Origin of the sequence: Oceanihabitans sediminis (assembly GCF_003337215.1) — a bacterium.
In the GTDB taxonomy this organism is placed as follows: Bacteria; Bacteroidota; Bacteroidia; order Flavobacteriales; family Flavobacteriaceae; genus Oceanihabitans; species Oceanihabitans sediminis.
The window spans coordinates 345,601-358,573 of sequence record NZ_QPIG01000002.1; the positions used below are offsets into that span (position 1 = coordinate 345,601).

Here is a 12,973-nt window from a genome sequence, read left to right on the forward strand (position 1 = left end):
TTAATCTTTTCTTTCAAACTGCTCTCTTGCTTTGGTTTCAATATTTAATTGATTTATTCTTGCATCTACTTTTCGTTTAAAATCGGTATCTGCAATGGTTGCTACATTATCTAAATAGCGAATAACTTCTTGTCTTCTTATGTCTGAAAAGTTTAAACCTTTCATATTCGCTTTCATCAACTCTTGTAGCATATTAAACTTTGTTTGATAATCCTTTTTGAAATATTTTTCTGGATTTTCAAACCAATCCTGTTCTAAATCAAAATCTGTTAAACGCAAAGAAATTGCCGACTGAATATTACGCACATCTCTTGAGGAGAAAAACGGAAATATTTTCTGAATCTCTTTATACAAAGTTGCGTAAAACATATGATCATTTGTTTTATGCATTTTTTCTACCTTATCAAAGGTTTCGTGTACTCTTGCTTCACTTGGTTTATCAACTATTTGTAAAATTTCCCCCATACTTTTTGCCAAACCTTGATCGGATAGATATTTATAATGCTTAGGGTCATTCATATTTATAAAATCTGGCATGGTATTTTGCATTTTCCTCCACCATATATAATCTTGATCTACAAAATCATGTTCAGTACGTGCTCCATCTATTTTAAAACGCCCTTGTACACGAGAAATCACCGCCTTGTCTAACATTTCTGGAAGGTTGGTAAACAAACCAATAGAACTGTTTCCGTAGTTTACAGCATAAGCTCCTTCGGTATAGCGTAAAAACACACCAATTACTTCTTTTACTCCTGCAGAAACTCCTTGAGCTGTTCGTTCTTGTAAATTATTCTCAGCATCATCAATTGGTGCAAAAATTAATTTTGTTGGATCTTGCAAAGGCTTCATCCATTCTACCATTTTTTCAGCAGAACCTCCTTGAAAGGTACTTATCAAAGTATCTGGCATTGGGTGGAATAAAAACGGAATATCTAAATGATCGGCATGTTCTTTCAGTCTAGTTGCAATGGCAGCAATGAGCATACTCTTTCCTGTTCCCGGAATTCCGTAACCCATAAAAACGGGCATAAAACCACCTAGTTCTTGAAAGGGATTCTTTTTAACTTCAAAATCATAGCTTAGCATACGTTCTGTTAAACGTCTTGCAAAGTGCTTTGCATCTTTGTTTCCTACAATTTGTTCGAATTGAATTTTATTAAACGCGACACTTTTTGCCGTTCCTTGAAACATATTATCCCATCCCGAAATGGCAAAATCAGAGTTTTCTAACTTATAAGTTCTATCTACAATGGTTTCGGTGTATTCTAAACTGCTTTTACGAAGTTGTATTTCATCTATTAAAGCTTCAAAATACACTACAGCAAAATCAACAACATCCTTATCTGATTTAATAATATCTGGATGTGCCAAATACTTATCTAAATAGAATAAATTACATGAAATTCCTTTTAACGGACTAAGTAGTGACACCTCTGGAATTCCTGCAAATTTTTGTTTCATTACAGATAAATCATCGGAAGCATGTGGTTTTAAATCATGTAAAATTTTATATGCAGATGCAAAAAGCATAAAGGCCGTAGCTGTGTACATTTTGCTTTCATATTCTCGTCTTCCGTTGGTATCTAAAGCCGATTTATTTTGATTTAAAGTAGTTAAGCCTGAAGCATCATAATAACTATCCTTTACCCAAATACCTAGCGTAATCCCCTCTTGAATCGCATATAAAGCTTGGTTTAGATATATTGGTATCGCAACAGACTCGGGTAATAGTCGTTTTTTTAAAGCTAAAATAGTTTTAGAAATAGACGTCGTACTTATATTACTTCCATTTTTTGCTCTGGATAAATACAGTAATATAGATGCATCGTTAGCATTTTTATCCTTGTTTTTAGCTCGTTGGCTTTGCTCCCATTGTACAGATTTTAAATAAGAAGTTGCTTCATCACGAAGCATATCTAATTCATTTTGTTTTATAGGAAAAGTTGTATTGTGTTCCATTCTTTTAGTCGTTAGTATACAGTATTTAGTGCTTAGTATTCATTACTGATAACTGAGGTATATACTGTTAACTTTTTTAATTATCTATGCTTAATTCTGAAATTTGAATTGGAGCTTTCTCCAGTTTATTCATTATTTCTGGTGTTTTATTATATAGCAATTGAATGATTCTGTGAGGTGCAAATACGTAACGTTTTCTATAAATCGCATCCCATTTTTGATAGATTTGCTTACTGAAGAAGCCACCTTCTTTAAATTCACTTTGCGATTTTAATTCCTCTATTTTAAAAGAAATAGCATACGAGTTTAATGGAATAGTTTTACTCGCAATTCCCTGTAGTATAGCATGAGTTACTAAGTTTTCATCTTTGGCAAATACATTGTGTATTGGACCTAAATCTACTCGTTTTATTAGTTTTGGAAATACTTTTGCTAAACGCTTATCTATAGAATAAGCCATAGTATCAAAAGCCATTTCTCTATCTGCTACATTTTTTAAGGTTATGTAAAGATCCTCTCGTACTTTCTCTATATTACTGCCTTCATAATCAAAATACATATAGCAAATAAATGGACGGTTATGAGATACATCATAAAAACTCCAACTAACTAAATACTTTGCTGGGGCATTTTCTGGCGCATCTAGTATCTTTCCTTGTACAAACCGATTAAATATATATTCTTTTTTAGCCGAAGTATAGTACACAATTGAAGCGGCTTGAAATAACTTCCTTTTAGGAATTGCCTCTTTTTTCCGAAGAAGTGTGTCAAGAAACTCATCTTTTAAAGTTTCTACATTGGTAAGCTTTTGAAGATAACTTTCCCGAAGTTCTAAATCATTAAATAAATAACGAAACTCTAAATAATTAGGAAAACCGGAGTCGGTTAAATCTACTCGCATGTTTTCTTCTTCGTCATACATATATTTAATACGCATTGCCTCTATAGAATACAACAGTAAATCAGAATATTGTTTGAACAAGAGTATTTCTTGCTGGTTTAATAATTGATTTCGTTGCACAGCTACAAGAAGCTCTTTTAGAGCAAAGTCCATCATTTTATGATAGAAAACGTATTGCTCTTTGGAGTCTAATTTTGCCGAATCTAAAGGTGTTACAATCATAAAAAAATGGACGTTTAATCTATAGGATCTATGTAGCGAGTTTTAATAATAGCGTGAATAGTTAAGCCCTAGCAGATTCTTCCTTGAAATCAAAAGTTACAAGGGCCTTAATATGTTAACCTAATAAATCATCCTCGTTAGCTTCTGGCTTTGGCTTTTCTGATGGTTTGCTATCTCCAGAAGGAGCATTTGCATCTGCTTTATAATACTCTTCAAAAATCTCTTTCATATCAATACCGTAGCGGTCTGCAAAGTTTTTCTGAATTTCAGAATCTTTAGCTCTAATTTCGCTTAATGCTTCTGCATAACTACCATAAACCCCTTGCATCACTTTTTCGTGTACAGGAATATTGTCCATCATTTCCTGACGGGCTTTTGCACTTGCTGTATGCATTGCTGCAAGCGTTTCGCCAATATGCTCATCTGTTTTTACTCCTAGATGTTCTAGGATAGCTGCAAATTCTTGATCGGTTCTAGCTTTTAATGCAATAACATAACCGTCGTAGTATTTTAATCTCTCGTCTGTATCCGACTTTAATTTAGCACGATGTGTTTGTAAGTTACTGCGTAAAGAAGTTAGTACTTTAATGGTTAAATTATGTTTGTGTACAAAACTATCTTTAGAAGCTGCTAAGGTTGTGTAAGCGTTTTTAAGTCCTTCTAACTCCTCTACCGCTTGCTCTAATGTGGTTACTTTTGATAATGCATCAGAATACTCTGTAGATTGCTTATCTGAAACCTCTTCTAATGCTTGGCGTGATTGCTTTAGTAATGAGTATTTCTCTTCTAGCTTATCTTCTACTTCTTTCTTTTTTTGAAGTGCCTTTGTGTGATTATTACTTGCTTCTACAATAGCAGTTTTAAGACTTTCTTCTACTTCTTTAATTTCAAGTTCTCGATCTTTTAACCTTTTAATTGCAGCTTGACTTTTAAAGGATAGTTCGTTTAAAAGTGTTTGTACGTCAGCATTTTCTATACGTAACTGAAACTTCGCTTTTGCTTTATTATCTGCTGCATCTCTTTCTTTTTGCGCATTTTGAAGTTCCTGCTCTGCATTCTTGATTTTGCTTTTTCTTCCCCAAAGGTTATTCCACCAAGTATCTGGTTTGTTATTTGCGTCTTCCAATTGCACTCTAGCACGTTCTAAGCGCTTAACAGCATCGTCTATTATTTTTTGTTCTTCGGCATTTAAGGCTGAAAAACCTTCAAACATAATTCCAACCTCATCTTGATAATCGGTAAGATCTTTAATAGCATCTAAAAGAGTGGTTCTATCCTTCTCTGCCATATCTACAACATTATCTAATGTTGCATTTAAAATTTTCTGACGACTTTCGGGATCATCTTCTTGTGCCAATTTAGACTTCATTTGGTCTATGGCTTTTCCCCAATTCACATCTACTTTCTCCGTTTTTTCGTTGGAATTTGTTTCTAATAAATCAAAATCATCAGACATACTTATAAAATTTTAGGTTAATCGATTAGTTGCTAAGCAATTTCGATAAAAAATATCAGTTACTGAAACGAAATCGCTTAAAATATAAGTAGCAGAATTTTATAATTTGTTACAAGTTGCTTTTAAAACTTATCTAGTAATTTGCCATAAATGAAATATTTACGATTATAACAAAATAGAAAAACGAAGTATTTACTTCAGGGCGTGAAACAAAAAAAGCCTGCAATTGCAGGCTTTTATTTAATAAATAAGTTGATTTGAATTATCTAACTAACTTTTTATATTTAATTCGTTTTGGCATTAAATCTCCACCAAGACGTTTCTTTTTGTTTTCTTCATACTCAGAGAAACTTCCTTCAAAGAAATACACTTGCGAATCTCCTTCAAAAGCTAGAATATGCGTACAAATTCTATCTAAGAACCATCTATCGTGACTAATTACTACTGCACATCCTGCAAAGTTTTCTAGCCCTTCTTCTAGTGCTCTTAGTGTATTTACATCTAAGTCGTTTGTTGGCTCATCTAATAAAAGAACGTTCCCTTCTTCTTTTAGTGTCATTGCTAAATGCAAGCGGTTACGCTCACCACCAGAAAGTAGTTTTACTTTTTTATTTTGCTCAGAACCTGAGAAGTTAAACCTACTTAAATAAGCACGAGAATTTACTTGTCTACCCCCCATCATGATAAGCTCTTGCTCATCACTAAAGTTTTGCCAAATTGTTTTCTCTGGATCTATATTAGAGTGTTTTTGATCTACATAAGCCAGTTTTGCTGTTTCTCCTACCTTAAACTCTCCTTTATCTGGAGTTTCCTCTCCCATAATCATCCTGAAGATAGTAGTTTTACCTGCTCCATTCGGACCAATAACACCAACAATTCCAGCCTGTGGCAGATTAAAGTTTAGATCTTCATATAACAACTTATCGTCATAACCTTTGCTTACACCAATAGCTTCAATCACATTGGTCCCTAAACGAGGTCCGTTTGGAATATAGATTTCTAGCTTTTCGTCTAACTGCTTTTGGTCTTGACTTAATAATTTATCGTAGTTATTTAAACGAGCTTTTTGTTTTGTTTGGCGACCTTTTGCTCCTTGACGTACCCATTCTAACTCACGCTCTAATGTTTTTTGTCGTTTTGAAGCAGATTTACTTTCTTGTGCCATACGTTTAGATTTTTGGTCTAACCAAGAAGAATAATTTCCTTTCCAAGGAATCCCCTCTCCTCTATCTAACTCTAAAATCCAACCTGCTACGTTATCTAAGAAATACCTATCATGCGTTACAGCAATTACGGTTCCTTTGTATTGTGCTAAATGATGCTCTAACCAATGTACAGATTCTGCATCTAAGTGGTTGGTTGGCTCATCTAATAATAATACATCTGGTTCTTGTAAAAGCAAACGACATAAAGCAACACGACGACGTTCTCCTCCAGAAAGCACAGATATCTTTTTGTCTCCGTCTGGAGTACGCAAAGCATCCATTGCTATTTCTAACTTGGTATCTAATTCCCAAGCATTAGAAGCGTCTATTTGATCTTGTAATTCGGCTTGTCTGTTCATAAGCTTCTCCATTTTATCTGGATTGCTATAAACTTCTTCTAAGCCAAACATATCGTTAATCTTATTGTACTCATCAAGAATTGCAACAGTTTCTGCTACACCTTCTTTTACATTTTCTAAGACTGTTTTTTCTTCATCTAACTGTGGCTCTTGCTCTAAGTATCCTACAGTATATCCTGGAGAAAATACTACGTCTCCTTGGTAATTTTTATCTACTCCAGCAATAATTTTAAGCAAAGTAGATTTACCAGAACCGTTAAGTCCTAGTATTCCAATCTTCGCTCCGTAAAAGAAACTTAAGTAAATATTTTTTAAAACCGGTGTTTGTGCACTTTGAAATGTCTTAGTTAAACCAGACATTGAAAAGATTACTTTTTTATCATCGCTCATTATACTCTACCTTTTAATGCGTTAAAAACCCACGCTATTGCAAAAAAGCCAATTCCTACAGCTGCAAATCCCCAACCTGCAACATCATCATATCTAAAAGCTCCTAAAGCAATAAGCCCTAATCCTACAAAAATCATTACCCATGTTGCCCATGCTAACACAGTATTTTTATTCATTGCCATTTTCTATTTCAATTATAGTTAGTTAAATACAAATATCTATATTTTGTATAAATTTATCATGAAAAATTGCTTCTAATTTATAATAAAGGAACTTCTATAAGTAGTATTTCAGAATCTTCCTTAGATTTTATTTCAAAACCTTCTGTTTCTGAGATTCCAAGAGCATCTCTTGTATATAAAGTTTCAGCATTAATTTCTATTTCTCCATAGATATTCATAACATAAACTGCATGATTTTCACTTTTTAAGGTATAGGTGAAACTTTTGTCTTTGCTTAAATCTATTCTAGAAATTAAAGCATCTTGGTGAATTTTCAAGCTTCCTTCTAAATCTTCATCTATAGAAGAAACTAGTGTTTGAAGCTTGTTTTTCCTTTCTTTAGTATCAAATCGATTTTGATCATATCTTGGCGATACATTTTGCTTATTGGGGATAATCCAAATTTGAAATAAGCTTAAATGTTTATCATCAGAACCATTAATCTCTGAATGCTCTACTCCAGTTCCAGCACTCATAACTTGTACTTCGCCTGCAAGTACTTCTTGCCATTCCTCATGCATATTATCTCGGTGTTTTAACACACCGCTTAAGGGAATGGTAATAATCTCCATATTATCATGTGGATGCGTACCAAAACCCATTTTAGGAGCAATTATATCATCGTTTAAAACACGTAAAACTCCAAAATGTACTTTATCCTTATCAAAATAATTTGCAAAACTAAAGGAATGATTTGCTTGCAACCAACCATGATTTGCAAAACCTCTACTGTCTGCTCTGTGAATTATTGTCTTCAATTTCTTATTTTATCTAATAAATTACTTAATTGAACTGCTTCATCTTCGGATATATTCTCTAGTAAATCTTGATGATCTGCCTTTGATATATCCTCTAACAATTCTAAACCTTGTGTTGTTATTTCTATGTTTACTACTCTACGATCGTTAGGACATGGAGTGCGTTCAATAAGATCTTTAGCATGAAGCTTATCCATTAAACGAGTAGCATTTGGAGATCGCTCTATCATTCGTTCTTTAATAGTTTGCACCTTTAAAGGCATTCCTGCTCCTTTCAAAATTCGTAACACATTAAATTGTTGTGCTGAAATATTGAATGGTTTGAAAAAAGCATTTTGATAACTGCTAATCCAATTTGCTGTAAATAGAATATTAATCATTGCTTTTACTTTGCTATTAGGAAAAGTAGATTGTATGTCTTTAGAAATATCTCCCATAGCCCTAAGTTTAAGCCAACCTTTCGGCGTACTCTTCTTTTTTATTAAATACAGCGGCTGCGTATGAACAGGAAGGAGCTGCTTTTATTCCTTTTTCTTGCATAAACGCAACAGCTTTTTCAACAAGTTTATAACCTACTCCTTGTCCTTTTAAAGAAGGATCTACTTCCGTATGATCTATATCAATTTTCTTATCGCCAATGTATTTATAAGTCATTTCTGCTACTTGTACACCATCAACTTCTATATAGAACTTTCCTTCTTTATCCGTTTCTGTATGTTGAATTTGTAAAGCGAAAACATTTTCTTTAAAACGCTTAACTTCCTCCAGTAATTTCGCATTCAATTCCTCGTTTACTATTTTTCCATCTGAAAAATTATCTGCAAAAAACGGTAAAGAAAAGGATGCTACAATATTTCCTTCGTGAAAACGAAACCTATCTTTAGCGATAGCTAAAACAGAAGCTCCTCCTCTACCTCCTGGAGATGCCGCCATTAATAACATTGGTTTCTTTTTAAAAGTTTTAGTATCAATTCTAGACATCCAATCAAATAAATTCTTAAAAACCGCAGAGTAAGCTCCGTTATGTTCTGCTAAGGAAAGAATAATTCCGTCGGTATTTTTAATTTCTTCAAATAGTCTTTTAGCATTTTCTGGATGTCCCATTTCAGCTTCTAAATCGACACCAAATAACGGAACATCAAAATCATTTAAATCTAAAATTTTCACCTCTACGTCTTCTACTAAGGAAGCTGCATAGGCTGCCAATTTTTTATTCATGGATTTTTTACTATTACTTCCTGCAAATGCTATAATTCTCTTCATATTATGCTTGTGTTTTTTTGTTAAAAATATATGATACTATTAATAAGATTAATGCTATTAAAGCTGAAAAATGCTCTCCATCATTAATCATAAAATGCGCAAAGAATGCTAAAATAAACGCAAAAAAGAATCCGGAGTATGCCCACTCTTTAATGACATTAAAATTAGGATTCCAAATTGCAGCTAAACCCAATAATTTTACCACAGCATAAGGGTAAATAATATAGGTTGGGTAACCGAATTGCGTAAACATTTTTGCTACTTCTTCATAATTAAAAAAGTACATTCCAGCTGAAAACAGTATTAAAACTGATAATAATCCTGTTGCTACATAATAGATAATCTTATTCCTTTTCATATAAATATTTTTAATTTAGATAGGCAAATTTACAATAAAAATATTTATTCACCTAGGAAAATACTTCCATGTGAAATGATTTATCAAATATTTAGCTTTTAATACAAGCTTTGGTTTTGTAAATTCGTGGCAAATATTTAACAGGAATGGATATAAATTTTAATAAAAACGAAGACCACAATAAACTTTTAGTTTCCGATTTAACCAATCGATTAGAAAAAGTAAAGCTAGGTGGTGGTGTAAAACGTATTGAAAAACATCATGCTAAAGGCAAAATGACAGCAAGAGAACGCATAGATTACCTACTAGATAGTAAGGCTAAATCTATTGAAATTGGTGCTTTTGCTGGTGATGGAATGTATGAAGAACACGGTGGATGCCCTTCGGGAGGTGTTGTTGTTAAAATTGGTTATATAAAAGGAAAACAATGCATTGTTGTTGCCAATGATGCTACGGTAAAAGCAGGAGCTTGGTTTCCTATTACCGGAAAGAAAAACTTACGTGCACAGGAAATAGCAATAGAAAACAAACTACCTATTATCTATTTAGTAGATTCTGCAGGGGTATATTTACCAATGCAGGACGAAATTTTCCCAGACAAAGAGCATTTTGGTCGTATTTTTAGAAATAACGCTGTAATGAGCAGTATGGGAATTACTCAAATTTCTGCTGTAATGGGTTCTTGTGTTGCTGGTGGTGCTTATTTACCAATCATGAGTGATGAAGCCTTGATTGTAGATAAAACTGGGAGTATTTTCCTTGCGGGAAGTTATTTAGTGAAAGCTGCTATTGGAGAGACTATAGATAACGAAACACTTGGTGGTGCAACTACGCATTGTGAAATCTCTGGTGTTACAGATTATAAAGCAAAAGACGATAAAGACGCTCTAGATACTATTAAGCGATTAATAGATAAGATTGGCGACTATGACAAAGCTGGATTTAATAGAGTGAAGCCTATTAAGCCTTTAGAAAAACAAGAAGATATTTACGGAATCCTTCCTAAAAGTCGTGCCGATCAATACGATATGTATGAAATCATAAAACGATTGGTGGATAATTCGGAATATGATGAATATAAAGCTGGATACGGAAAAACTATTATTACAGCTTATGCAAGAATTGATGGTTGGGCTGTAGGTATTGTTGCTAACCAAAGAAAACTAGTGAAAGCCAAAAAAGGGGAAATGCAGTTTGGTGGTGTAATCTATAATGATAGCGCCGATAAAGCAACTCGTTTTATTGCTAACTGTAACCAAAAGAAAATTCCTCTAGTGTTTTTACAAGACGTAACCGGATTTATGGTTGGAAGTAAAAGTGAACACGGCGGAATCATTAAAGATGGTGCTAAAATGGTAAATGCAGTAAGTAATTCTGTAGTACCAAAATTCACTATTGTTATAGGAAACAGTTACGGAGCAGGAAATTATGCTATGTGCGGAAAAGCTTATGACCCAAGACTTATTGCTGCTTGGCCAAGTGCAGAATTAGCTGTAATGAGTGGAAACTCTGCTGCTAAAGTACTTTTACAAATTGAAAAAGCTTCTCTTGAAAAGCAAGGAGAAAAAATTACTCCAGAAAAAGAAGAAGAACTTTACAACAAAATCAAAGACAGATACGATAACCAAGTATCTCCTTATTATGCTGCTTCAAGAATTTGGACAGACGCAGTGATCAATCCTTTAGATACTAGAACATGGATTAGTATGGGTATTGAAGCTGCAGACCACGCTCCTATCGAGAAAAAGTTTAATATGGGAGTTTTACAAGTGTAATACCACAATATTTATAAAATTAAAAAGCGACCAATTTGGTCGCTTTTTTTTGTTTTGTATTTAACTACTTTAAGGCTTTAATCGTTTCGTGCCGAAGGACTTTTCCGTTAGCACTTTCTATAAATTTTTCAATAGCGTATATTTTCTTCGGAACTTCAAATTTATCTAAACCTTCAAAAACGGAAGCTTCTAATGTATTAGATGTACTTTCTAAAACTAAAATAAGTCGTTCCCCTAATACTGCATCTGCTTCTTTTGTAATAAAAAATCTACCTGAAATAGTTTTAGCAAGCTTCGCTTCAATCTGTTCTGGAAACAACTTCACTCCTCCAGAATTAATAACATTGTCATAACGGCCTAACCATTCAAAGGAATTTTCTGCATGTAATTTCACAACATCATTGGTAATGATTTTTTCTTTGGAAAGTTTAGGTGCTTCAATTACTAAACAATTTCTATCATCCTGACTAATATTAACATTCGGGAGTATTTTAAAATTATTAGAAGTTGCTAGTTCTTCAGAAGACAAATTATTGATTTTCTTTACTGCAATATGCGTGATGGTCTCCGTCATACCATAGGTTTCGTAAATATTTGCCTTCACATTTTGGATGGCTGCTTTTAAACTAGGAGAAACCGCTGCACCACCAACAATAATAGTCTTCATATTATAGATTTGAACTTTGGTTTTTTGAAGCTGCAAAGGTATCATGGCGCAAAACTCATAATACTTTTCAGTATCAAAAACGGGTAAAGAAGTTGGCTCGATTAGATCTATTTCCAATCCTAAAACCATAGCACGAACAAGCATCATTTTACCTGCAATATAGTCTGCAGGCAAACAAAGAAGCGCTTTATCTTTTGGTTTTAAATGGAAGAATGCTCCAGTTGCTATGGCTGAGTTTACCATAGCTTCTTTTTTCAGTTTAATTGATTTTGGTGTTCCGGTAGAACCTGATGTTTTCACCAAAACATAGTCCTTATCATCTAACCAATCTATTAAAAAATCACCGATTACTTTTTCAAAAGGAAGTCCGTGTTTAACGTGACTGTAGGCTACTTCTTTTAATTCTTCAAAAGAATAACTACTACCGTTTATTTTAAAACTCTCATGAATTTCTTTGTAAGACGCTTCCACTAGTCTAAAATTTTATAATCTTCTTTTATTGGTTCTTCTACTCTTCCAAATAATTTATCTTTCCAATCGGCCCATTGATACTTCTTAGCTAGAATAAAAATAAGAATAGGAAATACTACAAAAACAGGCATAAATACATCTAAAAACCCTGCGCTAGTTGGTTCGGAAATATCTTTTAAAAGGGAATCTGTTTGTAAGGCTGTCCAATCTGCAGTTACCAATAAAGCGGTAAACAAATTATTAGCTGCATGAAATCCTAAAGCTAACTCTAAACCATCATCCATAAGGGTAATAATTCCTAAGAAAAAACCAGTCCCTATATAATAAACCATGATGATATACCCCAACTGTCCTACTTCTGGGTTTGCAATATGCATTAATCCAAAAACTACCGAAGTAAAAATTAATGGAAACCATCTAGTTTTAGTAATTACTCCCAAACCTTGCATTAAGTAGCCTCTAAATAAATATTCTTCTAAGCTAGTTTGAAGTGGAATAAATAGAATTGCTATTACTGCTAGGGTAAGAAAGGGTACTAATTGGAAATTCCATTGATAAGATTCTGGTTCTAGGTAAAAATCTAGTAAAACAAAGAAAGAGGATACTACGCCCCATAAAATAAAAATAAACCAAAATCTGCTCCAATCTATTTTCTTTCTAGTTGTAGTTAGTTCGGTAAATGATTGTTTGTGAATGGTTTTTGTATTGAAAATTAAACCAACCAAACCAATAGCAAAAGAAAGCAACATTAAGAAAAGGAATAAGTTGTTTCCTAGAATATCGGACATACCAGCAATATCTGTTGGGAAATCTCCATTTATAATTCCTTCTGTTCCTATAGAATATAAAAGCGCTCCAATAAGCGGAAAAGAGCCAATTACCTGCCATACAAAAAATATTATAAGGATTCCTACTACATACCTCCACCACTCGTGTAATGATTTAAAAGCTTGTTCTATATACAT

At 33.4% G+C, this 12,973-nt stretch carries 12 protein-coding genes; 1 reads left to right on the forward strand and 11 read right to left on the reverse strand.

What is annotated here, in order from left to right; translation table 11 throughout:
- From DU428_RS07355 to DU428_RS07395, 9 genes are all read right to left on the reverse strand, one after another.
- Complete coding sequence (locus DU428_RS07355; RefSeq protein WP_113966008.1) at window positions 1-1,962, reverse strand: AAA family ATPase; 1,962 nt, start codon at window positions 1,960-1,962, stop codon at window positions 1-3.
- Between the two features lie 76 nt (window positions 1,963-2,038).
- A complete protein-coding gene (locus tag DU428_RS07360; RefSeq protein ID WP_113966007.1) occupies window positions 2,039-3,085 on the reverse strand; it encodes a hypothetical protein in 1,047 nt (348 codons plus the stop codon).
- A gap of 115 nt (window positions 3,086-3,200) precedes the next feature.
- Window positions 3,201-4,541, reverse strand: a complete 1,341-nt coding sequence (locus DU428_RS07365; protein ID WP_113966006.1) for a coiled-coil domain-containing protein — start codon at window positions 4,539-4,541, stop codon at window positions 3,201-3,203.
- 262 nt (window positions 4,542-4,803) lie between these two features.
- Window positions 4,804-6,495 carry an energy-dependent translational throttle protein EttA gene (gene ettA, locus DU428_RS07370; protein WP_113966005.1) on the reverse strand — a complete coding sequence of 564 codons (1,692 nt, stop codon included), beginning with the start codon at window positions 6,493-6,495 and terminating at the stop codon, window positions 4,804-4,806.
- Window positions 6,495-6,677: a CAL67264 family membrane protein gene (locus tag DU428_RS07375; RefSeq protein WP_072349490.1), complete on the reverse strand. Its 183-nt coding sequence runs from the start codon at window positions 6,675-6,677 to the stop codon at window positions 6,495-6,497. The genes ettA and DU428_RS07375 overlap by 1 nt, the downstream gene beginning before the upstream one ends.
- A 77-nt stretch (window positions 6,678-6,754) precedes the next feature.
- Complete coding sequence (locus DU428_RS07380) at window positions 6,755-7,474, reverse strand: pirin family protein (protein ID WP_072349491.1); 720 nt, start codon at window positions 7,472-7,474, stop codon at window positions 6,755-6,757.
- A complete protein-coding gene (locus tag DU428_RS07385; protein ID WP_072349492.1) occupies window positions 7,471-7,911 on the reverse strand; it encodes a MarR family winged helix-turn-helix transcriptional regulator in 441 nt (146 codons plus the stop codon). Before DU428_RS07385 ends, DU428_RS07380 begins: the two co-directional genes overlap by 4 nt.
- 10 nt (window positions 7,912-7,921) lie before the next feature.
- On the reverse strand, window positions 7,922-8,737 hold the full coding sequence (locus tag DU428_RS13595) for a GNAT family N-acetyltransferase (protein WP_072349493.1): 816 nt from the start codon (window positions 8,735-8,737) through the stop codon (window positions 7,922-7,924).
- 1 nt (window position 8,738) lies between these two features.
- Window positions 8,739-9,095 carry a DoxX family protein gene (locus tag DU428_RS07395; RefSeq protein WP_072349494.1) on the reverse strand — a complete coding sequence of 119 codons (357 nt, stop codon included), beginning with the start codon at window positions 9,093-9,095 and terminating at the stop codon, window positions 8,739-8,741.
- 146 nt (window positions 9,096-9,241) lie between these two features.
- Here DU428_RS07395 and DU428_RS07400 point away from each other — a divergent pair, with 146 nt between their 5' ends.
- Window positions 9,242-10,870 carry an acyl-CoA carboxylase subunit beta gene (locus DU428_RS07400; RefSeq protein WP_072349495.1) on the forward strand — a complete coding sequence of 543 codons (1,629 nt, stop codon included), beginning with the start codon at window positions 9,242-9,244 and terminating at the stop codon, window positions 10,868-10,870.
- Window positions 10,871-10,934: 64 nt separating this feature from the next.
- On the opposite strand, the gene DU428_RS07405 is transcribed toward DU428_RS07400, so the two are convergent.
- On the reverse strand, window positions 10,935-12,008 hold the full coding sequence (locus DU428_RS07405; protein WP_072349496.1) for an AMP-binding protein: 1,074 nt from the start codon (window positions 12,006-12,008) through the stop codon (window positions 10,935-10,937).
- Window positions 12,008-12,973 carry a CPBP family intramembrane glutamic endopeptidase gene (locus DU428_RS07410; RefSeq protein ID WP_072349497.1) on the reverse strand — a complete coding sequence of 322 codons (966 nt, stop codon included), beginning with the start codon at window positions 12,971-12,973 and terminating at the stop codon, window positions 12,008-12,010. The genes DU428_RS07405 and DU428_RS07410 overlap by 1 nt, the downstream gene beginning before the upstream one ends.